The 22,867-nt window shown below is 69.0% G+C and carries 20 protein-coding genes; 10 read left to right on the plus strand and 10 right to left on the minus strand.

Going from position 1 to position 22,867, the window contains the following annotated elements:
- The first annotated feature begins 3 nt into the window (after positions 1 to 3).
- Positions 4 to 1,608: a serine/threonine-protein kinase gene (locus ACH413_RS10235; protein ID WP_360030539.1), complete on the plus strand. Its 1,605-nt coding sequence runs from the start codon at positions 4 to 6 to the stop codon at positions 1,606 to 1,608.
- 140 nt (positions 1,609 to 1,748) lie between these two features.
- Entirely contained in the window at positions 1,749 to 2,183 is a 435-nt protein-coding gene (locus ACH413_RS10240) for a hypothetical protein (RefSeq protein WP_360030541.1), read from the plus strand.
- 21 nt (positions 2,184 to 2,204) lie between these two features.
- On the opposite strand, the gene ACH413_RS10245 is transcribed toward ACH413_RS10240, so the two are convergent.
- Genes ACH413_RS10245 through ACH413_RS10260 form a run of 4 tightly spaced genes read right to left on the minus strand, consistent with a single transcriptional unit; the run spans position 2,205 to position 8,414 of the window.
- Entirely contained in the window at positions 2,205 to 4,202 is a 1,998-nt protein-coding gene (locus ACH413_RS10245) for a transglutaminase domain-containing protein (RefSeq protein WP_360030543.1), read from the minus strand.
- Positions 4,199 to 5,293 carry a DUF58 domain-containing protein gene (locus tag ACH413_RS10250; protein WP_360030545.1) on the minus strand — a complete coding sequence of 365 codons (1,095 nt, stop codon included), beginning with the start codon at positions 5,291 to 5,293 and terminating at the stop codon, positions 4,199 to 4,201. The genes ACH413_RS10245 and ACH413_RS10250 overlap by 4 nt, the downstream gene beginning before the upstream one ends.
- Before the next feature lie 8 nt (positions 5,294 to 5,301).
- The gene (locus ACH413_RS10255) at positions 5,302 to 6,267 is read right to left on the minus strand and encodes a MoxR family ATPase (RefSeq protein ID WP_218164304.1); all 966 of its coding nucleotides are present in this window, start codon (positions 6,265 to 6,267) and stop codon (positions 5,302 to 5,304) included.
- Entirely contained in the window at positions 6,264 to 8,414 is a 2,151-nt protein-coding gene (locus ACH413_RS10260) for a hypothetical protein (protein ID WP_360030547.1), read from the minus strand. The genes ACH413_RS10255 and ACH413_RS10260 overlap by 4 nt, the downstream gene beginning before the upstream one ends.
- Positions 8,415 to 8,602: 188 nt before the next feature.
- On the opposite strand from ACH413_RS10260, the gene ACH413_RS10265 reads away from it, so the two are divergent.
- Positions 8,603 to 9,247, plus strand: coding sequence for a hypothetical protein (locus ACH413_RS10265; protein ID WP_360030549.1), 645 nt, complete (start codon positions 8,603 to 8,605; stop codon positions 9,245 to 9,247).
- A gap of 178 nt (positions 9,248 to 9,425) precedes the next feature.
- Here ACH413_RS10265 and ACH413_RS10270 read toward each other — a convergent pair whose 3' ends face one another.
- Both ACH413_RS10270 and ACH413_RS10275 read right to left on the minus strand, forming a co-directional pair.
- A complete protein-coding gene (locus ACH413_RS10270) occupies positions 9,426 to 10,100 on the minus strand; it encodes a fibronectin type III domain-containing protein (RefSeq protein WP_396424940.1) in 675 nt (224 codons plus the stop codon).
- Entirely contained in the window at positions 10,097 to 10,699 is a 603-nt protein-coding gene (locus ACH413_RS10275; protein ID WP_360030553.1) for a hypothetical protein, read from the minus strand. Before ACH413_RS10275 ends, ACH413_RS10270 begins: the two co-directional genes overlap by 4 nt.
- 80 nt (positions 10,700 to 10,779) lie before the next feature.
- Here ACH413_RS10275 and ACH413_RS10280 point away from each other — a divergent pair, with 80 nt between their 5' ends.
- A complete protein-coding gene (locus ACH413_RS10280) occupies positions 10,780 to 11,667 on the plus strand; it encodes a LysR substrate-binding domain-containing protein (protein WP_360030555.1) in 888 nt (295 codons plus the stop codon).
- Here the strand turns inward: ACH413_RS10280 and ACH413_RS10285 are convergent.
- The gene (locus ACH413_RS10285; protein WP_360030557.1) at positions 11,570 to 12,433 is read right to left on the minus strand and encodes an EamA family transporter; all 864 of its coding nucleotides are present in this window, start codon (positions 12,431 to 12,433) and stop codon (positions 11,570 to 11,572) included. The genes ACH413_RS10280 and ACH413_RS10285 overlap by 98 nt on opposite strands.
- Positions 12,434 to 12,526: 93 nt before the next feature.
- Between ACH413_RS10285 and ACH413_RS10290 the strand changes: the two genes are divergently transcribed.
- The gene (locus ACH413_RS10290; RefSeq protein ID WP_360030559.1) at positions 12,527 to 13,435 is read left to right on the plus strand and encodes an RluA family pseudouridine synthase; all 909 of its coding nucleotides are present in this window, start codon (positions 12,527 to 12,529) and stop codon (positions 13,433 to 13,435) included.
- Here the strand turns inward: ACH413_RS10290 and ACH413_RS10295 are convergent.
- Positions 13,430 to 14,323 (minus strand): hypothetical protein, encoded by an 894-nt coding sequence (locus ACH413_RS10295; RefSeq protein WP_360030560.1) that lies wholly within the window; start codon positions 14,321 to 14,323, stop codon positions 13,430 to 13,432. The two genes, ACH413_RS10290 and ACH413_RS10295, sit on opposite strands and share 6 nt — an antisense overlap.
- Before the next feature lie 177 nt (positions 14,324 to 14,500).
- Here ACH413_RS10295 and ACH413_RS10300 point away from each other — a divergent pair, with 177 nt between their 5' ends.
- Complete coding sequence (locus tag ACH413_RS10300) at positions 14,501 to 15,520, plus strand: acyltransferase (RefSeq protein WP_360030562.1); 1,020 nt, start codon at positions 14,501 to 14,503, stop codon at positions 15,518 to 15,520.
- Here ACH413_RS10300 and ACH413_RS10305 read toward each other — a convergent pair.
- Positions 15,468 to 18,662: a GH92 family glycosyl hydrolase gene (locus ACH413_RS10305; RefSeq protein ID WP_396424942.1), complete on the minus strand. Its 3,195-nt coding sequence runs from the start codon at positions 18,660 to 18,662 to the stop codon at positions 15,468 to 15,470. The genes ACH413_RS10300 and ACH413_RS10305 overlap by 53 nt on opposite strands.
- A 53-nt stretch (positions 18,663 to 18,715) precedes the next feature.
- On the opposite strand from ACH413_RS10305, the gene ACH413_RS10310 reads away from it, so the two are divergent.
- A complete protein-coding gene (locus ACH413_RS10310) occupies positions 18,716 to 19,978 on the plus strand; it encodes a BNR-4 repeat-containing protein (RefSeq protein WP_360030566.1) in 1,263 nt (420 codons plus the stop codon).
- Here the strand turns inward: ACH413_RS10310 and ACH413_RS10315 are convergent, their stop codons facing one another.
- Positions 19,979 to 20,413, minus strand: a complete 435-nt coding sequence (locus ACH413_RS10315) for a hypothetical protein (protein WP_360030568.1) — start codon at positions 20,411 to 20,413, stop codon at positions 19,979 to 19,981.
- A gap of 58 nt (positions 20,414 to 20,471) precedes the next feature.
- On the opposite strand from ACH413_RS10315, the gene ACH413_RS10320 reads away from it, so the two are divergent.
- The 3 genes from ACH413_RS10320 (at position 20,472) to ACH413_RS10330 (ending at position 22,836) form a co-directional block, all read left to right on the plus strand.
- A complete protein-coding gene (locus ACH413_RS10320) occupies positions 20,472 to 20,855 on the plus strand; it encodes a VOC family protein (RefSeq protein ID WP_360030570.1) in 384 nt (127 codons plus the stop codon).
- Between the two features lie 117 nt (positions 20,856 to 20,972).
- Complete coding sequence (locus ACH413_RS10325; RefSeq protein ID WP_360030571.1) at positions 20,973 to 21,665, plus strand: chitinase; 693 nt, start codon at positions 20,973 to 20,975, stop codon at positions 21,663 to 21,665.
- A gap of 106 nt (positions 21,666 to 21,771) precedes the next feature.
- Positions 21,772 to 22,836, plus strand: a complete 1,065-nt coding sequence (locus ACH413_RS10330; protein WP_360031269.1) for a chitinase — start codon at positions 21,772 to 21,774, stop codon at positions 22,834 to 22,836.
- Positions 22,837 to 22,867 lie beyond the last annotated feature (31 nt).

A 22,867-nucleotide genomic window follows, 5' to 3' on the forward strand; every position in this document is an offset into this window, starting at 1 on the left:
CCGGTGGAAGACGATCTGATGGCCTGGGCGCCCGCGCAGGGTGCTGCGCAGGCGCCGGAGATCGCGTTGCCCGGCTACAGCGGCTTCCGCGTGATCGCGCAGGGCGGCGAGGGCACGATCTACCGCGCACGTCAGGACGGCCTGGGCCGCGACGTCGCGGTCAAGGTGCTGCAGGTGACGGACCCGGCCACGGTGACGCGGTTCCGCCGCGAACTGGCCATCACCGTCGAGCTCGGCCGCCAGCACCCGCACATCGTCACGGTGCTGGACACGGGCACGCTCCCGGACGGCCGCCCGTGCATCGTCATGGAGTTCTACGAACGCGGCTCGCTACACGACCGGTTGCGCGCCATGGGCCCGTTGCCCGTGCAGGACGTGGTGGCGGCGGGCATCGCGGTGGCGGACGCGCTGGCGTTCGCGCACGGCCAGAGCATCCTGCACCGGGACGTGAAGCCGCAGAACGTCCTGGTGCTCCCGACTTCGTACGTGCTGGCCGATTTCGGCATCGCGCGCGGCGCTGACGCGGGACATTCCGCGTCACTGCAGATGGTCAGCTACCGGCACGCCGCGCCGCAGATGCTGGAGGGCGCCGCGCCGTCGTTCGCCGACGACATCTGGTCGCTCGGCTCGACGCTGTTCACGTTGCTGGAGGGCAAACCGCCGTTTGCCTCGGACAACCCGGACGAGGACACGCTGCTCTCCTACGTCGGCCGGGTCGGCAGCGGCGAACCGCGGTCGCTCACCCGGTTCGACGTGCCGGCGTCGCTCATCGCCGTGATCGGGCGCTGCCTGCGCAAGGACCGGGCCGAGCGCTTCGGATCGGCGCTGGAGCTGCGCGACGCGTTGATGGCGGTGCACTCCGGCACCTCGCTGTCCACTGTGGACCCCGATGCGACCGCGATGCTGGGCGAACGCCCCGACTACTACCCGGAGGGCCCGACCGAGGCGCCCGGCTTCGGCCCGCGCGGCTTCAGGCCAGAGCCGGAACCGGAACCCGAACCGGAACAAGAGCGCGACGACTCGTGGCAGGGCCGGCTCGAGGACCTGACCTACCGGCAGCACGACTTCATCCCGCCGCCACCTCCCCGCCCCCAGCCGGTCGCGGTGCTACCGACAGTAGATCTGCCTCCCGTCGAACCGATGACCGCGCCGGTCCGCAAGAGCAAACGCGGTGCGGTGCTGGCGTTGCTGGCCGTGATCGCGGTGACCGGCGGGCTCGCCGCTGGCATCTTCCTGAACCGGGGCGACGACCGTCAGCAGGCCCAACCACCTGTGACGACAACGACACCGCCCGTGCCGACGTCGGACTCCGCCGACGCGGGACCGTCGCCGAACACCGACCCGAGGTTCGTCCCGGTCCTCAAGCGCGCCGAGTACCAGGGCAGGGCGATCGAGCTGGAGTGGAGCGATCCCAGCGACGGCAAGGCCGAGTTCGTGGTGGTCGACGTGACCGGCGCCAAGCCGAACGCCGTGACGCGGGTGACGGGCGGTGGCACGAAGTACGTCATCGAGGACGGTGGCGGCGACCGCCGGTGCTTCCAGATCGCGGCCTTCGGCTACAACGGCGAACGGGGCAGCTCCGCAAAGGTCTGTGCCAACAAGAACTAACTGTTTCACGACCGTTGTTGTTGCGCGTACACGTACTGGCGTAGGTTGCCCCGGTGCAAAGCGCTCGTTATGCCGGCCCACCGATGTTCGCTCGACAACGAAAACGCCGCATTCTCATTGTGTGGGCGGTCATTCCACTCGTGGTCGGCATCGGGATCGGCATGCTGATCGGTGGCAACCTCCAGCCGGAGTCCCACCAGAACACCGGTGCGTCGCCCACTTCTCCGGCTGTGCCCGATCAGCTCGAATACACGGACATGCCGTGCGACCCGGGCTCGTCCGTCCTCGTGCTGCACTCGCTGGAAGGCGCGATGCCGCAGTCCGAAGTCCAGGTGCTGCTGGACTACGAGACGATGTGGGTGAAGCATCGTGAGAGCGCGAACCCGGCACTGCGCGGCCAAACCGCGCTGCTGACCAGACGCGACGACGTGTGCCCTGTCATCGTCCCGGACGACCCGCGGTTCACGCAGTTCATCTGGCTCGGCCCGTTCCCGTCCGACACGGCGCCAGGGCTGTGCGAGGCGCTGTTCAAGGTCATCGGGAAGAACTGCATTCCCGCCCAGGTGGTGCGCTGATCCGTCAGTGCAGGAACAACGTCAGCGCCGGAACAACGGCCGCGGGTCGATCGCCCACACCACCCGGCGCCACCAGGAAGCCTTGCGCCGCACCGCTTTCTTCACCTGACGGGCCAGCCGCCAGCTGTTCTCGCCCACGACCGGCTGCGGTGCGAACGCGGCCTGGTCGACCAGGACCGCGAGCTGCGCGCCCGCTTCTCCCCACTCCCTCGCGACGTCCGGGACGGTCCGGCTCGGCTTCGGCCGCAGTCCCGCGAGTTGCAGCGCGTCGAGCACCTCGTGCCACGCTCCCACCGGCCCGGCCGCGCGCAGCCGGACGCGCCGCGAAGTCCGTGCCACGTACAGGCCGACGAGCAGCAGCACTGGCGTGAACACCCAGAACGGGAATCCCTTCGGGGCCTCGGGCGCGGCCACCTGGTCGCCCTGCACCGCGGTCGGCTGCACCAGCGGCGGCACCGACGGCAACGAGGTCGGCGTCGGCTTCGCGGTGGTCGACGCGAGCCGGTTCAGCACCTCGCGCTTCGACGCGGCGCTGGGCCCGCTTCCGTTGCCGGACACGGGATCGAACGCGACCCAGCCCCACCCGCTGAAGTACACCTCGGGCCACGCGGTCGCGTCGGCGGCGCGCACGATCCGTTCACCGTTCTGTTCGGGCACCGGCTGGAACCCGACCACCACCCGCGTCGGAAGACCGACGGCCCGCGCGAGCACCGCGTAGGCCGACGCGAACTGCTCCGCCGTCCCCGCTCCCGCGCCGGACTCGCCCGGCGCGCCGAACAGGAACGTCTCCAGCCGCGCGTAGGACGACCCGACCGGCGCCTCGGCGTCCGGTCTGCGGTTGAGCCGCACGACCTGTTCCAGGGCGACGGCCTTCTCGTACGGCGTGCGCGCGTTCTGCGTCGCCTGCCGCGCGTAGTCCGCGAGCGTGAACGGCAGCCGCGGCAACGCCGTGTACTTCGTTGCGCTGGAAGGAACCTGGGCCTCGGCGAGATCGGTGTCGGCCGGCGTCTCGACGACGCCGCGCACCGTGTAGCTCAGCCCGGTCTTGAGTCCTTCGGCCACGACCAGAGACCCGGTGTCCGGATCCACCATGGCGTCGCTCAGGGACACCGCCTGCGGCTTCCCGACGCCCGGCAGCCACTCCCCCTTCAGCCCGGTGATCTGCAGATCGACGCTGGCGTCCTGGAACTTCCCGCCGGTCGGCAGATCCGGCGCGTCCACCACGCCGAGCGGCCCGTAGGTCGACGCGGCCTCCCACGACGCTCCCGAGTACCGGCTCAGCGTCACGAGTCGCACCGGCACCTCGGGCCCGCGCATGCGGAACAGCTCCGTCTCCCCCTGCGCGGCCCACGAGGCGAGCTGCGGCAACGGGTTCGAGAGGGCGAGGTCGGTGACGGGTGGCGTGACGAGCTTGCGCGGCTCGAACCCGTTGGTGGGCAACACGAAAGTCAGCAACGTCAGCGCGGCCAGCGTGGTGGCGAGCACCGCGGGCGGTACCACGGGCCCGCGCCGGTCGATGATCAGCCATCCCAGCGCGAGCACCACGACCAGCGTCAGCGCCACCAGCCCGTAGCGGTCCGCACGGCCGGTGGTGAGCAGCGCCGCCGACACGTACAGGGTGGCTGCGCCGAGGGCCGGCACGAACAACGCCGTGCCGCGCTTGGTCACCGACAGCACCATTCCCGTGGAGACGCCGACGATCAGCAGCAGTCCGGGCACGAGCAGTTCGGGCGTCGCCGGTGCGGGCCGGGCGGCGGTGAGCAGCCTCGGCACGGTGTCGAGCAGCACCCACGCCGGGTCGCGGTCCGGGGACGCGCCGCGGGCCAGGAAGAACCCGCCCGTCATCGCGAGCACCATCACCGCGAGGGCGGCGAGGCCTGCCGGGACGAGTCGTTTCAGGGCCAGGGCGAGGAATCCGGCGAACGCGGCGAGTCCGAAGTAGACGAACGCGCCGTCCCACGCCTGGGCGAGCTGGAGCGACCCGACCAGCAGAACGGCGGCGACCCACGCGAACTTCATCGGGCCACCACCGCGTTCCACGAGTCGACCAGGTCCTCCGCACGTGCCCCGCTGATCACCAGCACCGAACCCGCCGCGCCGACCGGCCGCTTCTCGTCCACCACGAGCACCGCGCCGAACGCGGCCCGCCCGGCCTCCAGCACCAGCGCCGGAACGGACCTGCCGCTGATCACGGCGACCACGTCGAGGTCGCGCACCGGCACGGTCGGACGGCCGTCGACGTCCCGCAGTTCCAGGTCCGCCAAGGCGGACAGGATCGGCGCCGAGTCCTGCTGTTCCTCCATGTCGGTGCCACCCGACGACGTGAGCAGCCGCACCGGGTGTCCCTGCTCCAGGGCCGACGTTACGAGCGACGCCGCCACCTCGACGGCCTCCTCGAAGCGCTGTTCCTCGGCGTACGAGGAGGCGTTGTCGTCCAGCAGCACCGCCAGGTGCGGGCGGGCCGGGTCGGCGTCCTCGCGGATCATCAGCGTGCCGGTGCGCGCGGACGTCGCCCAGTGCAGGCGCCGCAGGTCGTCCCCCGGTACGTACTCGCGCAGTCCCACCAGGTCCGTGCCGCCGCGCTCGACGCGTTCGTCGGCGCCGACCTGACCTCGGCGGGCACCGGACGGGAGACCGCGAATCGGCAGCACGCGGGGCACGACCCGCACCTGGACGACCTCGCCCAGCACGGTGCGCGCCTGCGCCAGGCCGGCCAGACCCTTGCGCCGCAACGTCAACGGGCCCACGTCGAACACGCCGCGGCGTTCGGTGGGGATCGCGTAGTCGACGGCCTCGACCGCGCCGGGTGCCAGCAGCGGCACGTCGACGTCCATCGGCGAGCCCGCCACCATGTCGACGGCGTCCAGCGCCACCGGCCAGCGCCCGGTCGCGGACAGCTCCAGGCGACCGTTGCACCGGGCCAGGCGGGGCACGGTGCGCGGGCGGACGGTGCGCGAGACCGACAGCGGCGAGGCGACCAGCACGGAGACGATCGAGGCGATGACCAGCGCGGTCAGCGCCAGGCCGAACGCCGCCATCCCCGCGTACCGCCACCACAGCCCGACACCGAGCATCAGCAGGCCCAGCACCGCTGTCCCGGTGCCGCGCACGGTGAGTCTCATTGCGCCGCGGGCTTGGGCACCGCCACGCGCGACAGCACGTCGGACAGCACCTCGGCCGTCGTCACGCCCGACAGGACGCTCTCCCGCGTCAGCACCAGGCGGTGGGCCAGCACCGGCTCGGCGATGTCCTGAACGTCCTGCGGCACGACGAAATGCCGCCCCTTCGACGCCGCGTAGACCTGCGCGCAGCGCACGAGGGTCCGCAGACCACGCGTCGAGGTGCCGAGCCGCAACCGTTCGTCGGTACGGGTACCGGTGCCCACCGACGAGATGTACTGCAGGATCGGGTCGGCGACGTGCAGCAGCTGCAACCGTCCGCTGAACGAGCTGATCTCGCGCGGCGACGACACCGTGCGCACGTCGGCGATCCGGCCCGCGCCGCTGCCGGGACGCAGCACGTCCAGCTCGTCCTCGACCGACGGGTAGCCGATCGAGGTGCGCAGCATGAACCTGTCGAGCTGCGCCTCGGGCAGCCGGTAGGTGCCGTCGAGGTCGATCGGGTTCTGCGTCGCCACCACGAGGAACGGGTCCGGCACCGCGTGCCCGATGCCGTCGATCGTGACGGTGCGCTCCTCCATGACCTCGAGCAGCGCGGACTGCGTCTTGGCGGCCGCGCGGTTGATCTCGTCGGCCAGCACGATGTTCGCGAACACCGGACCCGGCCGGAACCGGATCTGGCCCGTCTGCGGGTCGTAGACCGAGGTGCCCGTGACGTCGGACGGCAGCAGGTCGGGCGTGAACTGCACGCGCCGCGACAGACCACCCAACGCGCCGGCGACGGCACGCGCCAGCGTCGTCTTCCCCGTACCGGGCACGTCCTCCAGCAGCACGTGGCCGCCCGCGAACATCGCCACCAGCACCAGGTCGATCACGTCGCGCTTGCCGCGCACCGCGCTCTCGACCGCGTCGCCGAGGCGGGTGTGCAGGTCGCGGAAGGCGGAAACCTCACCGGTGTCGATCACTTTTCCTCATCTCCACGACGAACACCGATGCGCAGCAGGAACGCACACGCCAGCAGACCCAGACCGCCCGCACCCATCGGGGCGGTGCCGGCTCCCGCCGGTGCCATCCGCGGGACGCAGCCGGGCTTGCCCCCGCACTCGTCCAGGATCAGCGTCGCGTTCTTGCCCGCCGACTCGACCTGGCCACCCCCGGTCGCCGCGTAAGCGCGCACGACGATGCGGTTCGGACCTTCCTCCAGCGAGATGCGGACACTGGTGGCGCTGCACGCGATGCCGACGGCGTACTCCCACGTCGTGTTGACGACCTCGCAGCGACCGTTGTGGCTCGCCCAGTCCGCCGGCGGCGCCATGTTCACCGTGCGCGACGGAATCCGCGGACCGCCGGTGATGGAGGTGATCACCACGGCACCCGCGGTCGGCAACGACGGCGGAGGCGGAGGTGGCGGCGGCGTGGTGGTGGTCGTGGTCGGCGGCGGGGTGTTGGGCGGAGGCGTGTTCGGGGGCGGGGTGTTCGGCGGGGGCGTGTTGGGCGGCGGGGTGTTCGCGGGCGGCGTCACGGTGAACGCGGCCATGCCCGCGGCACCGGCCGTCGACGCCGTCGAGGCCCGCACCGTCACGTCGAGCCTGCCGCTCGTGCAGAACGTGGAACCCGTGCACGGCACAGACAGATCAGTGGACGTACCAGCCGACTGAGCCGACACCGAGCCACCGCTGAACGAGCCGGAACCCGACACGGTGTACCCCACGACCGGATCGGTCGACGCGGCGGCGGTCCAGCTCACCGTCACGACGAGCGCGGAGGAGTTGCGCGACTTCTCCCGCACGGTCACCCCGGCGGGCGCGGCCGGAGCCGTGCCACCGGCCGACGGCGGGGTGGAAACAGGGGTCGACGGCGGAGGCTGCACCTCGGTCGTCGGACCGTTGTTCAGGCCGGGGTTGCGCGGCGGCTTCGTCGGCTCGTTCGGGTTCGGCGGCGGAGGCGGCGGCACGGACGGCGGCGGCGAGCGGTCCGGGTCCTTCACCGGGACCTCGGGACTGCGGATCGTCAGCGACCGCGTCGCGCCGTCCGCGTCGACCAGCACACCCGTGGACGAACCGGGCACGTTGACGAACAACCGGCCGTCGTCGAACACGAGCTCGGGGTCGGAACCGCCGGACGTGCGCACGTCGTCGCCACCGCGGTTGCCGCCGCGGTCGAGGATGATGACCTTGCCGGATCCCTTGCAGGGCACGTAGACCTTGTCGCGGAACACCGCGGGCCGTCCGGGGTTCGGGCACCCCATCGCGCCGACGTCGACGCGGAGGACCTCACGGCCGACGACCAGCACCACGACCGAGGACGACGGCACCGACGCGGGCACCAGGTCCAGCGGCGAGGTCTGCGCGGCGATCACCTCGGCGTCCGAGCGGTCGGTGGACGAGTCCACGTCCTCACCCGTGCCGTCGCGCACCACGACACCGCCGTCGAGGCCGATGAGGGTGACGCCCTGGTCGTGCGGCACCAGCACGGTGCGGGGCCCGGCACCGGTGACCTGGCGCTGCGAGCGCTCCTGGAACCGCTCCTCGTCGTCCGACCAGTCCAGGGACCGCAACGTGCCACCGTGATCGACCAGCCACAGCACCCCGCGCTCGTCCACGACGGCGTCGGCCAGGGGCTGCCCTGCCTGCCAGGTCTGCCCGATGTCGGCCAGCGACAACGGGTCGGCGGTGTGCACGGTGCCGGCCGCGCGGTCGACGACGAACACGAGCCCGTTCGCCACCAGCACCTTGCTCGTCGCGCCGGGCGGCGCCTGCCGGCGGCCGGAGGCGAGCAGCGTCGCGAGGTCGATGACGGTGATCTCGCCGGTGCGCCGGTTCAGGACGATCAGCCGGCCGTCCTCCTGCGCGATCTCGAGCTGCGAGTCGGGACCGCTGATCTGCAACCGCGTCTGCGGCTTGCCCGACACCGGGTTGACCTGCACGACCTCGCCGCGCTGGTCATCGCCCAGCCAGGTGAGCCCGTCCGACACCGCGACCGACGTGCGCGAGATGCCCTGCCCGAGCGCGGCGCCCGCGAGCACCAGAACACCCAGCAGTGCCGCGACGAAACTCGCCGATTCCCGCCCTCCACCGGAGATAATGCGTCTGATCCGGTGCCACCAAGACATAACGCGCCCTCCCTCGCCCGCCGGGGATGCTAACCCCCGGCTCTGACAACTTCGGGCGGCGCATGGTTCCCGGTTCGCCTGGTCAGCCGACTGGCAGACATCGGGAATGGTGATGGATGCCGACCGGCAGTTTTGAAAACCGAATGGCGTTACCCCGAATCGACCAACGCGTAAGGCAGAGTGGACGCATGGAAATCCCCGGCATGGGACTTGCCAAGCAGGCGCTCAACACCGCCCTCGACACGACAGTGGCCGTCGCGGCCGTTCCGGCCCGCGTGCTGAGCCTGATCGGCGAGGTCGAACAGCTCGTCCGCAAGGTCAACGGCACGATCGACGCCGTCGACGGCATCGTCGCCAAAGCTGGCGACCTGGTCGACCGCACGGCCAATGTCGTGGCCGACGCGGAGAAGGCCGTCGACGAGGTCCGCGCGATCACGGCGAGCGCGAGCGACGTCGCCGAACGGGCCGGGCTGGTCGTCACGACGGCGGGCCACACCGCGCACACGGCCAACGAGCTGATCGGCATGTTCGAGCCGATCGCCAAGAAGGCCCAGCCGCTCGCGCAGCGGTTCGTGGACGAGCTCTCGCCGCACGAGGTCGAGGCCGCGATCAAGCTCGTGGACGAGCTGCCGGTGCTGACGGAGCACCTGACCAGCGACATCCTGCCGATCCTCGCGACCCTCGACAAGGTCGGTCCCGAGGTGCACCAGCTGCTGGAGGTCACCAGCGACATGCGCCAGGCGATCCTCGGCATCCCCGGCTTCGGGTTCATGCGCCGCCGCGGCGAGAAAAAAGAAGAGGAAGAAGGTGTGAGGGAGCTCGAAAACGGGTAGCCCACCCGCATGAGCGCTCTCACACGTGAAGATCAACTGACCTGGTGGCTGCTGACCAGCGTGTTCGGCCTGCTCGCGGCGATCAACGTCGCACTGGCCGTGACGGAGAGAACGACCTGGCCCTACGCGCTCGCGGCGTTACTTCTCGCCGCGAGCGCGTGGAGTGCCAGACAGGCGGTCAGGCCTTCCCCGTCGTCTGGTGCGTCAGGTTCGACGGTGACCCGAACCGGAACGCCCGCACCCGATAGGTCGCGGTTTTCTCGTCTGGAAGTGTGATCACCCCGTACGAGGTGGTGTCCGGGTCGAGCTGCACGGCGACGCGGTAGTCCGCCGCGCCCGCCGGCCTGACCTCGATCAGGTACCCGTCCTCGTCGGACGCGCGGTCCTCCCAGGTGAACAGGATCCCGTTGGCGTGCTTCACCTCCGCCTTCAGGCCCGTCGCCGCCGCCTCGGGTGAGGTCACGGGTTTCGCGCCCCCGCCCTTGCGCACCGGCGCGGTCCAGTCCGGCCCCTCGATCTCCGGCACGTCGTCACCAGGGGGCAGCGCGACGTCCACAGTGGCCGAAGCGGGTCCGACGAACGGCCGGACCCGGTAGTAGAACTGGGTTTCCGGGATCAGGTCAGGATGCGTGTAGGTGTCCTTCGCCGGTGGCGCGAACTCCAGGATCGTGTACTCGCCGTCGGCCGCGTTCGCGTACTCGACGACCTGCCCGGCCGACCCCGCCTCCGGACGCCACTTCAGCGTCACGTCGATCGGCGAGGTCAGCTCGGACGTCAGCACGGGGTCCTGCTGTTCCTGGCCACAGGCAGCCAAGAACAGCAGGAGCACCAAAGCAGTCGTGCGTCGGATCACTTGCGCCAGAACTTGATGTTGCTCCAGACGACCGTGGCAGGTCCTTGACCGCTGGACGTCCTGTACGCGCCGAACTTGTCGTAGAAGCTCGTACCCGAACTCGCGTAGGTGTGCGCACGCGAGCCGTTGATGTACGTGCGGTGTTCCGTGGCCGTGTTGTGCACGGTGTTCACGCGCACGGTCGCCCCCACGGTCGCGCCGGTGGCGATGGTGTCGCCCCCGTGCACGGCGTAAAGCCGGCCGCCGCGTTCCACGGCGAGCATCCAGAACGGTCCGGCGCTGGGAGCTTCCCGGAACGTCTGCTTGAGACTGATGCGGGTGCCGCCGAGACTCGTGATCCGGAAGCTCCCCTCGAACTGGCGCGTGCCGCCGGTGTAAGTGGCGTAACGCCGCTCGGCACGCTGGTCACCGCTCGCGGTCGAGCAGGTGAGCTGGAACGTGAGGTTGTTGACGTTGCCGCAGCCGCGTTCCTGAACGGTGAACGACGGCGAGTAGCTGGTCCAGGGACCCGTCTCGACCTGTGCCCGCGCCGGTGAGACCGACACGAGCAGACCGGCTGCCAGCGCGATCCCCGCGACGGTGCGGAGTCGTTTGGACATACCGATACCTCCTCAAAGCGTGCTGAGGACAGCACGTTTTCTCAGGGGGCGGTATCGCGAGAGTAGCCGATACTGATCGAATGTTCGACCTCCATCGTCTGCGACTGCTGCGTGAACTTTCCCAAAGGGGGACGCTCGCCGCCGTCGCGCAGGCGCTGAACTACAGCCCGTCGTCGGTGTCGCAGCAGCTCTCCCTGCTGGAATCCGAGGTCGGCGTGCCCCTGCTGGAACCGGTCGGCAGGCGGGTGAAGCTCACGCCGCAGGCCGAGATCCTGGTTCGGCACACCGAAGAGGTGCTCGCGCGGCTGGACCAGGCCGAGTCCGAGGTGGCCGCGTCGCTGCACGAGATCACCGGCACGCTGCGGGTCGCGACGTTCCAGACCGCGGCACTGGCGCTGATCCCGGCGACGTTGGCACGCATGAGAGACGAGCATCCGTCACTTCGGATCGAGTTCCAGGTGCTCGACCCCGCGGAAGCGCTTTCCGCGTTGAACGCCAGGGACTTCGACCTCGTCTTCGTGGAGGAGTGGCCGGACCAGCCGGAGGCCCGGTTCACCGGCCTCGAGTACCGGGAACTGTGCCGGGACCCGATCCGGCTGGCCGTCCCACGTGGACTGCCGGTCGACGAGATCGGCTCCTACCCGTGGATCATGGAGACCGAGGGCTTCCCGCAACGGATCTTCAACGTGAACTGGTGTCGCCACAACGGCTTCGAGCCGGACGTCCGCTTCTCCTCCACCGACGTGCTGGTGAAGCTGCGGTTCGTGGAACGGGGTCTGGCGGTCGCGTTGCTGCCGGACCTCATCTGGTACGACCGCGAGGTCGCCGTCGACCTGCACGAACTGCCGGTGCCGATGTCTCGGCTGCTGTTCACTGCGGCACGGGCAGGACGAGGTCAGCATCCGGCCGTTCGGGCGTTCCGGGAGGCGCTGGCGCTTTCCGTAGCGCCGCTCCAACACCTGCCGTGATCACCAGGGCGATGCCGCACAACGAGATCACGCTCAGGTGCTGGCCGAGCAGCAACGCGCCTGCCAGCGCGGCCGCGGCGGGTTCGAGCGCGAGCACCACGCCGAACGTGCTGGGCTGCAACGTCTTGAGCGCCCTGATCTCCAGGGTGTACGGGATAGCGGACGCGAGCAGTGCCACCAGCGTGCCGAGCAGCAGGATCTTGGGCTCGAACAACGTGGCGCCGGCCGTCGACAGCCCGTACGGCAGGGTGAGCGCCGCCGCGATCAGGCTCGCCCCCGCGAGACCGCCGGTGCCGAGCCCTGCCGTCGCGAGCTTGCGGCCGGCCAGCACGTAGCAGGCCCAGAACGCGGCCGCGAACAACGCGAGCACCACGCCGATGAGGTCAAGCTTCGCGCCCGTGTACTCGTGCACGCCCAGGACGACGACACCGGCGAGCGCCAGCACGACCCACACGAAGTCCCTGGGGCGCCGGCTCAGCGCCGCCGCGAGCCCGAGCGGTCCGAGGAACTCGATCGTCACCGCGACGCCGAGCGGAATCCGGTCGATCGCGAGGTAGAACGTGCCGTTCATGCCGGCCATGGTCATCCCGAGCACGAGCGTCTCCTGGCGGAACTTCGGCCGCACGACCACGGCCAGCATCAACGCCGCGATGCCGAGCCGCAGGGCCGTGGCGCCGGGAGCGCCGATCTGGCCGAAGAGCTGGTTCGCGAACGCCGCGCCGAACTGCAGTGAGACGACCGAGCCGAGGACGAGGAAGACCGACATGTGTTCAGTCTTGTTTCCGCCGTCCCTTCAGTACAGCGAATGTTTGCGAGCGATATCGTTCGGTTTTCCCGAACATTTAGACTGGCCGGTGCGATGAGACGCAAACCCTCCTCCCCTCTCCCCCAGCGCAACGGCCTGGACGCGGCGCGGTTGAAGCTGCCGCCGGAAGGCCCTTGGCTGTCCCTGCGCGAACACCTCGTGGAACGTCTGCCGCGGGTGGCGGTCGAGCGCATCGACGAGATGCTGGCCGAGGAACGGATCTGGAGCGTCTCCGGCCCGTTGGGAGTGGACGCGCCGTTCGTGCCCGACTCCTACATCTGGTTCCACCGCGACCTGCCCGTCGAGGTGCCGGTGCCGTTCGAGGTCGGCGTCGTCCACCAGGACGACGACATCGTGGTGGCGGACAAGCCGCACTTCCTCGCGACGATCCCGCGCGGTCAGCACATCATGCAGACCGCGCTGGTGAAGCTGCGCGACTCGCTGGGCCTGCCGGAGCTCTCGCCCGCGCACCGGCTGGACCGCGTCACGGCCGGGCTCGTGCTGTTCGTGGTGCGCCGGGAGCTGCGCGGCAAGTACCAGACGATGTTCCGCGATCGCGTGGTGCGCAAGGAGTACGAGGCGATCGCCCCGTACGACCCGGCGCTGGAGCTGCCCCGCGTGGTGCGGTCGCGGATCATCAAGGAACGCGGCATCATCACCGCGTTCGAGGAGGACGGCGAGCCGAACGCCGAGACCCACGTGTCCCTTGTGGAGCATCGCGGTTCCCTCGGCCGCTACCACCTCAAGCCGGTGACCGGCCGCACCCACCAGCTGCGGCTGCACATGTCCGGGCTCGGCGTGCCGATCGTGAACGACGACTTCTACCCCGTGTTGCAAGAACGTCCGCTGGACGACTTCTCGTCACCCCTTCAACTCCTCGCCCGCACGTTGTCCTTTGTGGATCCCGTTTCGGGCGTCGACCGGTCGTTCACCTCGGGGCTGAAGCTGTCCGCCTGGTCATGAGATGTGCGTGCGGCGGGCGTCGATCGGCTGCGGCTCCCAGACCTGGCCCATCCGGTCGAGCAACCGCTGCGCGAGCGCACTCGTCTCCGGGTGGGTCTCGGTGAACGTCGCCACGACCTTCGCCCGGAACATCAGCCGGCCGCGCGCCGTGGTGCTGTACCAGAACCAGTCCTCGTCGACGACCCTGGCGAGGTGGTCGGTGCCGTCCCGCTCGGCGCGCTGCACCAGCGCGTCGCCGTTGACGAGCCACCGCACGCACGCGTCTTCGAGCCCGGCGGTGAAGCCGCGTTCCTCGAAGTAGGCCTGCTCGGCGGCCTCCCGCAGCTCCCGGGGCGTCTCGCTGACGGTCGCGCAGGTCGGGAAGCCGATGCGGAGGTAGACGACCTCGGTCAGCCCGTCCCCCAGCGCCGCGCCCTCGAAGTCGACGAACCTCGCGCCCCGCGGTGAGTACATGTCGTTGCCGGGGCACGGGTCGCCGTGCAGCAGGTCGAACTTCCCGGAGTCCTCGAACACCAGCTCGTTCTCGGCGCCCCCGATCTCGACCTCCAGCGCCCGCACGAACCGCAGGAACGGGGCGGGGTCCGGGACCGCCTGGCGGGGCAGCAGCCCGGCGTGCTCCGGTCCGGTGGCCCTGTGGAGGCGGGCGAGGCCGCGGGCGTAGTCGATCACCCAGTCCTCCCCGAACGGGTCGGAGCGCAAGCGTTCGAGCACCACGGTCCGCTCCTCGTGGTCGACGTCGAGGACGCGCGGCACCACGCCGGTGTGCTCGGCGAGCCTGAGCGCGGTGACCTCGCGCTCGAACGCCACCTGGTCGCCGACCACCTGCTTGACGATCCGGTCCCCGTCCGCCCAGACGCGGGACCGGACACCGCTCTTGAGTCGCTCCACATGCGAATCCTATTCCCTGCCCATAACGAATACATTGCCGTTCACTGGGCGACTCAGAGTAGAATTGTTCCGCTGTTCGGACCACCGTGTAACAACGCTCCAAAAGGCCGCGAATCCACCGGCGTGCAGAACCACGGGGCGGCAGAGAATCTGGGGCGATTGCCTTCGCTGACCGGGATGAGATTCATCGCGGCGTTCATCGTGTTCGGATTCCACATCAGCACGGCAGGGTTGTGGCCGTATCTGGACGTGCCCTTCCGCCAGGGTGCGACGGGGGTCAGTTTCTTCTTCATCCTGTCCGGATTCGTGCTCACCTGGTCCGCCAGGCCGGGCACCGCGCCGGCGACCGTCTGGCGGCGCCGAGCGGCGAAGATCTTCCCCAACCACGTCGCGACCTGGCTCGTCGTGCTGGTCGCCGCCGCCGCGGTGACCCCTGCGACGGCACTGGCGAACCTGTCGCTGATCCAGGCGTGGTTTCCCGCCGAGAGCGTCTACTTCAGCCTCAACACCCCGGCATGGTCATTGTCGTGCGAATTGGCGTTCTATCTGGCGTTCCCGCTGCTGATCAAATGGCGGATGCGCAAGCCGTGGCTGATCGCAAGTGCGGCGGTGTTCACAATTTTGACAGTTCCGATCGTCGCACTGTCAATGCCGGGCCACGTCGAATACTGGTTCGTATTCGTCTTCCCGCCGGTGCGCGCATTGGAGTTCGTGCTCGGCATGGCGATGGCGCGGGTCGTGCAGCAGGGGAAGTGGATCGGTCTCGGGTTGTGGCCCGCGAGCGCGCTGTTCGTGGCCGCGTACGTCGGGTCGTGGTACCTGCCGGCGTCGTTCCCGTACGTCGCGGGCACCGTCATCCCGCTCGCGCTGTTGATCCCGGCCGCGGCGGTCGCCGACCTCACCGGCAAGTCATCGCCGTGGCGCTCGAAGCCGATGGTGTGGCTGGGGACCGTGTCGTTCGCGTTCTACATGGTCCACCAGATCGTCATCCGGATCAGCGAGAAGCTCCTCGACGTCCACGCGTTCCCGCTGGTGGCGGCACTCGGGATGTTCGTGGTGTCGATGCTCGCCGCCTGGCTGCTGTACCGGCTGGTCGAGGTGCCCGCGGAACGGTTCATCAAGCGGGCACCCCGGCCAGCACTGGTCACGCCAGCGTCAGCGCGTACAGCTCCACCCGCGGATCGTCGGGCAGCGTGACCGAACGGACCGTCTTCGCGGCGTCCAGCCTCAGCGACTGACCGAACAACCGGACCGGCGGCCCGTCGACGCCCTGCCCCGCCTTGATGCGGTGCGGCATCTCCAGCACGGTCGGGCCGCCGCCCGCCCAGTCCGCCACCGAGGCCACGACCTCGGCCGAGGTGCCGTCGGTGTACCAGACGGTGAAGGCGGTCGACACCGGTCCGTTGTGCGACGAGCCCACGACGTGCAGCCACGAGAACTGGCCGGTGGGCAGCAGGAGCCCCTGCCCGCGTGCCTCCACGAAGTTCGGCTTCGTCCCGGTGGGGTCAGGCGCCTGGTAGGTGATGCCGCCCCACGTGACGGGCCCGGCCGGGGGCAGCAGGGCCGCGTCGTAGCTCCAGCCGCCGCCGTCGAAGTTCCCGGACGCGGAGTCGGCGACCGTCGCCGTGCCGTCGTGGTTGAGCTCCGGCGTCACGTCCACCGAACACGTCGAGAACGCGCACAGCGCGGCCGGTTTGACCTCCACCACCACCTTCAGCGCCACGGACTCCACCTGCACCGGGACCTCGTACGAGCCAGGAGCCACCCCGGCGGGCACGGTCAGCGTCAACGGCACCGTCTTCTGCGTCGGCAGGTGCCGCGACACGATCACGAACGGCTTGGCACCGCTCACCTTCCAGCCCGCGGGCACGGTGGCGACCGGCCGCACGGTCGTGGCCCCCGGCGACTGGGCCAGCACGTCGAGCTGCACCGTCAAAGACTGCGCGGACTCCGAAGTCGGCAGCACGATCTCGGAGTTGCGCAACGACGCGGACAGCGCACGACGCGAGTCCTCGTTGCCGTCGTTGAGCGAAGGCGGTTCGTCACCCCGTCCGGTTCCCCACGACGAGGGCTTCGACGACACCTGGTGGGCGAGCTTTCCGCCGCGCTGCAACGAAGACCAGGACAGCCAGGTCTTGCGGACGTCACGACCACCGAACGACACGCTCTTGACGTACCGGTTGGTGTCCGAGACCCCTGGCGCCGTCACGGTCAGCGTCCCGCCCTGCGAACCGTACTGTCCGATTCGGACGGTCGCGGACTCGAACTGCGGCGAGGACAACGCGACGAAGTCCGCGCCGTTGAACGTCGGGTAGATGCCCAGCGACGAGAAGACGTACCAGGCCGACATCGTGCCCAGGTCGTCGTTGCCCGTCATGCCGTCCGGGCCGGTGGTGAACAACGTCATCGCCGCCCGCACGACCGTCGCGGTCTTCGACGGCGTGCCCGACCACAGGTACATGTACGGCGCGAGCAGGTCCGGTTCGTTGTTCGGGTTGTAGGTGGGCTTGCCGTAGTAGTCGTACGGCTCGGTGATCCAGTCGTGCCGTGCGGTGCCGGCCGGGTCGGCGAGCAGCTTCTCGTAGGCGAAGAACGAGTCGAGCCGCTTCTCGGTCTCCTTGCGCCCGCCCATCAGCGACACCAGTCCGGCCGGGTCCTGCGGCACCAGCCACTGGTACTGGTAGGCGCCGCCCTCGTGGAACTGGTGCGAGGCGTCGACCGGGTTGTACGGCGTCAGCCACGTGCCCGCGGCGGTGCGCGGCCGGAACTGGCCGATCGAGGCGTCCCACAAATTGCGGTACCACTGGCCGCGGTCGGCGAACAGGCGCGCGTCGGCCTTCTTGCCCAGCCCCTTGGCCATCAACGCGAGTGACGCGTCGGCGGCCGAGTACTCCAGGGTCGCGGAGGCCGGGTGCACGCAGTCGTTGTCGCCGCCCTTGTGCGCGCAGTCCTTGCCCAGCTCCAGGCCGGACGGGATGTAACCGCGGTCGTTGTAGTAGGTGACACCCGATCGCCCGTTGTACGGCGATTCGGCCGGAGGCAACGACGTGGCGTTGGCGCGCAACAGCTTGTACGTCTCCTCCTCGTAGCCCTTCAGCAGTCCCTTCGACCAGGCCTCGACGAGGAACGGCGTCACCGGGTCACCGGTCATGATGTTGGTCTCGGACGACGCCAGAGCCCAGCGCGGCAACCATCCGCCATCCCGTCCACTGGCCACGACGGACAGTGCGACGTCACGGGCGACCTTCGGTTCCAGGATCTGCAGGAGCTGGTTCTGTGGTCTGTACGTGTCCCACAGCGAGAAGTTCTGGTACGGCGTGTAGCCCGAGGCCGTCCGCACCTTGCCGTCGAAGCCCATGTACTTGCCGTCGACGTCACCGGCGAGGTTCGGGTGCAGCACCGAGTGGTAGAGCGCGGTGTAGAACGCGACCTGCCGGTCCCGTGGCCCACCGGAGATCCGCACCGCGTCCAGCTGCTTCTTCCAGACGTCCTTGGCGGCCGCGACCGCGCCGTCGAAGTCGCTGGAAGGAGCCTCCGCCGCGAGGTTCTTCCGCGCGCCCTCGATGCCGGTGTAGGACAGGCCGAGCTTCAGCACGACGTCCCGGTCGGCGGTGGCGTCGAACGTGACCCAGGCGCCGTTGCCACCGGTGCCGGTCGCGTCCCGGACGCCCGGCGTGGGAGCGCTCCCCCGCCACGCGCCGAAGGACGCGAACGGGCGGTCGAACGTGGCCGTGAAGTACACGGTGTGCTCGTCCTTGCCCGCGCAGAACCGGCCGTTGCGCACCCGGCCCTCGATCGTCCGGTCACCGACGACGTGGATCTCCGAGTCCAGCACCGTCTGGTTGGACCGTCCGGTGTTGAACAGGACGTTCGCCGCGCCACTCGAAGGGAACGTGTAGCGCTGCCACCCGGTCCGCTGCGTGGCCGTGAGCTCGGCGTTCACTCCGTAGCGAGGCAGCCGGACGCGGTAGTACCCGGGCTGCGCGGTCTCGTCCGAATGACTGAAATCGGACTTGTAAGCGTTGATGTCAACGTTGTCAACGGACCCGACCGTCGGCATGACCGGCAGCTCGCCCATGACGCCGCAGCCCACGCCCGACAGGTGTGTCTGCGAGAAGCCGTAGATGGAGGTGGCCTTGTAGTCGTACCCGCCCTGACCTCCCGTATCAGGGCTGACCTGCACCATCCCGAACGGCACCGAGGCACCCGGGAAGGTGTTGCCGAAGTTCTGCGTGCCCACGAAGGGATTCACCAACGACGAAGGATCCTCGTCCGCCTGTGCCGCTTGAGCAGGGACTGTTAACCCCAGTAACAGCCCGACTACAACCAGTGTCCGCATGGGAGGCAGTATTGTCTGATCGTCGCCGCCCCGACACCCATCGGAGGTCGGCGATGCGCGCATTGGCCGCAACGCTGCTGCTTCTTGTCGCGTTTTGTCATCCGGCGCAGGCCGCGCCCACTCTCGACACGGTCACCACGGCGAGCGTCTACGGGTGCCTGCGCACCAACGGCGCGGGCGTGTACGACGCCACGGCCGGCAAGACGTTCGTGACGTACTCGGGGTCCAAGCACGACATCTACGTCAAGGCGTTCGACCACGCCGCGAACTCGTGGTCGGCGGCGGTCAAGGTCGCCACGCTGAACCTGACGCACGACAACGCCTATCACGACTACCCGGTGCTCACGCAGCTCGGCGACGGCAGGCTCGCGATCTTCCGGGCCACGCACACGACGTCGATGCAGCTCTACACCGCACCCACGCCGCGGTCGATCACGGGCACGTGGACCGCGCGGACGATCAGCACGGACAAGAACACCTACCCCGAACCGATCGTCACCGGGAACACGATCCACCTGTTCTACAGCCACAACACGGATCTGTCGTACCCGTACCGCACGTACAAGGTGATCAAGTCGACGGACAACGGCAAGACGTGGTCCGCACCGCGCACGATCATCGACTCCGGGCGCACGGCCGACAAGTACGCCGAGGTGTACGCGTTCGGCGTGACGCACCGCAACGGCCGCGTGTACCTGACCTGGTCGCTGCACGGCGGACCCAAGGGCCACAACGGCGGCGGCAAGAACATCTACGTCGCCTACTTCGACACGGCGTCCGGCAACCTGTTCACGGTCGGCGGCGCGTCGCTCGGCACGGTGATCGACTCCTCGGACACCGACAAGGCCAGGGTCGTCACGACGAACCCGACCGATCTCCCCGGCGGCAAGGACCTTCCCGAGGAGAACCCGGTGACGGTGCCGTTGAACGACGGCTCGCTCGTGCTGGGCTACGGCGTGCACACCAGCACCAGCGCCAAGATCGTGCTCGCGCGTTTCGCCGGTGGCGCCTGGACTTCCACGACGGTCGACACCTCGACGTCGTTGTTCAAGGACCTCGCCGCGACCGGCAACGGCGTCGACTTCTCCTACGCCAGCGCGGATCGCAAGCGGTTGCTGGTGAAGTCGTGGACGCCGGGCGGGTCTGTGACGGCGAAGCACGACCTGACGGTGCCGTACTCGGCCGGTGCCGACACGACGTTCTACGCGAACTTCGTGGAGAACCGGCCGAGCGACCTGGTGGCCAACACCATCGACTACGAGACCCGCAAGACCAACCACACGGGCACGTGGCCGGTGTTCTCGATTCGCGGCTAGTCAGCAGCGCTTGCTGGAGAACGCGGTGAAGTTGTCGTCCTGCTGGACGCTGACCATGCCGTAGGCGGCAGTGCACTGGGACAGGGTGGAGGCCGGCTTGCCCCACAGCTCGACGGGGGCGAACTGGCTGCTGTTGCCGCCCTTGTAGGAGTTCGGCGTGCTGTCGCCGGCACTGCTGTAGACGGCGATCGCGGTCTGCGTTCCCCAGTAACGACCGGTGGCGCGGAAGCTTTCCCAGACGTAGACGTAGGAGTAGTTCGACCCGCACCCGGCGAACTGCTTCACGGACGCGATGTTGTTGCCACGCCACTTGATGTACCCGGTCGACCCGATCTGCGCGGCGCTGGCGCAACCGGGCGGCGTCTCCGCGTTGGCGACACCGGGAGAGACGAAACCGAGCAGCACGAACGCGGCGGCGATGATGGCCCTCTTCATGCGGGTGATCATCGCCGTTCGCGCTGACAACTCCCTGACACCCGAGTAAGCAGGAGGCATGCCCGTACAGCTCAACCACACCATCGTCCACGTCAGCGACCAGAACGTCTCCGCCCGGTTCCTCACCGAACTGCTCGGCCTGCCCGACCCGGTGCGCTACGGCCCGTTCCTCGTCGTCGAGGTCGCGAACGGCGTCTCGCTCGACTACATGACCGTGTCCGGCCCGATCACCGGGCAGCACTACGCGTTCCTGGTGACCGAGGAGGAGTTCGACCAGATCTTCGGCCGCGTCCAGGAACGCGGCCTCGAGTACTGGGCCGACCCGTTCCACTCCCAGCCCCAGCAGATCAACCGCAACGACGGCGGGCGCGGCGTCTACTGGAACGACCCGGACGGCCACGCGCTGGAGATCATCACCAGGCCCTACGGCTCCGGTTCCTGACGAACCGGTTCACGTATCTAAAAGGTATAGACCACCTCTTGTGCTCGGAGTTCTTGCCTGCCACCGTGAGAGCGGTAACACGCAGTGGCCGCCCTGACACTCCGAGGAGTTGGTCCCATGCTCAGGACCCGCGCCGCCGCCCTGTTCGTCGCGCTGATCGGCGTCTTCACGTTCGTTCAGCCGGCGACGGCAGCGCAGTTCATCATCACCGAGACGCAGTTCAAGAACATGTTCCCGACCCCGCAACGCGACGCCTTCTACACCTACAGCGGCCTGAAGAACGCGATGGCCACGTTCGGCTCGTTCGCGAACCAGGGCAGCGACACGGTGAAGAAGCAGGAGCTCGCGGCGTTCCTGGCCAACGTCTCGCACGAGACCGGAGGTCTCCACTACATCCGCGAGATCAACCAGAACGGCGACTACTGCGACGAGACCCGGCCCTACGGCTGTCCCTCGCCCCAGAAGTACTACGGCCGCGGCCCGATCCAGCTGTCGTGGAACTTCAACTACAAGGCGGCCGGCGACTACCTCGGCATCAACCTGCTCAACAACCCCGAGCGGGTGGCCACGGACGCGACCGTCTCCTGGCGGACCGCGATCTGGTACTGGATGACGCAGAACGGGCCTGGCACCATGACCCCGCACAACGCGATGGTCAACTCGCGCGGCTTCGGCCAGACGATCCGCAGCATCAACGGATCCCTGGAGTGCGACGGCCGCAACCCCGGCACGGTGGAGAGCCGCGTCTCGAAGTACCGCTCCTTCACCTCGATCATCGGTGTCGCAACGGGATCGAACCTGTACTGCTAGTGACAAAACAGGTCTAGACCCTTGACTGGTCTGGACCATTGGTGCCAATCTCAGCGCTGTTCACATACCTGATCCTCCGGGCGCAAGACTCCAGGAGTGAGTGACCTTGCTGAGAAAACGAATTCTGGCGTCTCTCGCGGCGGTGGTGATGGCGGCGACCGTGGCCGTCATCGCACCGACCGCGTCATCCCAGGCGGAAGTGTCCGCACAGGCCTGCACGGCCACCGACTGGGTTGCCGGCAAGCAGTACTACACCGGCAACATCGTGCGCTTCAACGGTTCCTACTACATCGCCGAGCACGACAACCCCGGCTACGACCCGACCATCTCCACCTGGTTCTGGGACCCGACCAGCTGTGACGGCGGTGGAGGTGGCGGCGGTACCTGCACCAGCGCCACGGACTGGGTCGCGGGCCGGCAGTACTACACGGGCAACATCGTGCGGTTCAACGGTTCCTACTACATCGCCGAGCACGACAACCCCGGCTACGACCCGACCATCTCCACGTGGTTCTGGGAACCCCACAACTGCAATGGTGGCGGGGGCGGTGGTGGCGGCAGCTTCGTCGTCAGCGAAGCCCAGTTCAACCAGATGTTCCAAGGCACCCGCGACCCGTTCTACACCTACGGCGGTCTCGTCGAGGCCATGAGCGCGTACCCCGCCTTCGCGAAGACCGGTGGCGACACGGTCTCGAAGCAGGAAGCGGCGGCGTTCCTCGCGAACGTCTCGCACGAGACCGGCGGCCTCAGGTACATCAGGGAGATCACGCCGGGCGTCTACTGCGACTGGGGCAGGCCCTACGGCTGCCCTGCGGGCGAACGGAACTACTACGGCCGCGGCCCGATCCAGCTGTCGTGGAACTTCAACTACAAGGCGGCCGGCGACGCGCTCGGTCTCGACCTGCTGACCCACCCGGAATGGGTCGAGCAGCAGGCGCCGATCGCGTGGAAGACGGGCCTCTGGTACTGGAACACGCAGTCCGGTCCCGGCTCGATGACCGGACACGCGGCCATGACCAACGGCTCCGGGTTCGGACAGTCGATCCGCAGCATCAACGGTTCACTGGAGTGCGACGGCCGCAACCCGGCGCAGGTCCAGAGCCGCGTCGACAGCTACACGCGGTTCACGCAGATCCTCGGTGTGCCGACGGGCGGCGGCCTCTACTGCTAGTGGTCGCCCTGACTAGGACTTGAGTGGTCCT

Origin of the sequence: Lentzea sp. NPDC020367 (assembly GCF_044387305.1) — a bacterium.
In the GTDB taxonomy this organism is placed as follows: Bacteria; Actinomycetota; Actinomycetes; order Mycobacteriales; family Pseudonocardiaceae; genus Lentzea.

Coding starts and splice junctions, on each gene's coding strand:
- ACH413_RS10245 (WP_360030543.1), bottom strand. CDS start 4,202: ATGAAGTTCGCGTGGGTCGCCGCCGTTCTGCTGGTCGGGTCGCTCCAG.
- ACH413_RS10260 (WP_360030547.1), bottom strand. CDS start 8,414: ATGTCTTGGTGGCACCGGATCAGACGCATTATCTCCGGTGGAGGGCGG.
- ACH413_RS10265 (WP_360030549.1), top strand. CDS start 8,603: ATGGAAATCCCCGGCATGGGACTTGCCAAGCAGGCGCTCAACACCGCC.
- ACH413_RS10275 (WP_360030553.1), bottom strand. CDS start 10,699: ATGTCCAAACGACTCCGCACCGTCGCGGGGATCGCGCTGGCAGCCGGT.
- ACH413_RS10280 (WP_360030555.1), top strand. CDS start 10,780: ATGTTCGACCTCCATCGTCTGCGACTGCTGCGTGAACTTTCCCAAAGG.
- ACH413_RS10285 (WP_360030557.1), bottom strand. CDS start 12,433: ATGTCGGTCTTCCTCGTCCTCGGCTCGGTCGTCTCACTGCAGTTCGGC.
- ACH413_RS10290 (WP_360030559.1), top strand. CDS start 12,527: ATGAGACGCAAACCCTCCTCCCCTCTCCCCCAGCGCAACGGCCTGGAC.
- ACH413_RS10300 (WP_360030562.1), top strand. CDS start 14,501: ATGAGATTCATCGCGGCGTTCATCGTGTTCGGATTCCACATCAGCACG.
- ACH413_RS10305 (WP_396424942.1), bottom strand. CDS start 18,662: ATGCGGACACTGGTTGTAGTCGGGCTGTTACTGGGGTTAACAGTCCCT.
- ACH413_RS10310 (WP_360030566.1), top strand. CDS start 18,716: ATGCGCGCATTGGCCGCAACGCTGCTGCTTCTTGTCGCGTTTTGTCAT.
- ACH413_RS10315 (WP_360030568.1), bottom strand. CDS start 20,413: ATGAAGAGGGCCATCATCGCCGCCGCGTTCGTGCTGCTCGGTTTCGTC.
- ACH413_RS10320 (WP_360030570.1), top strand. CDS start 20,472: ATGCCCGTACAGCTCAACCACACCATCGTCCACGTCAGCGACCAGAAC.
- ACH413_RS10325 (WP_360030571.1), top strand. CDS start 20,973: ATGCTCAGGACCCGCGCCGCCGCCCTGTTCGTCGCGCTGATCGGCGTC.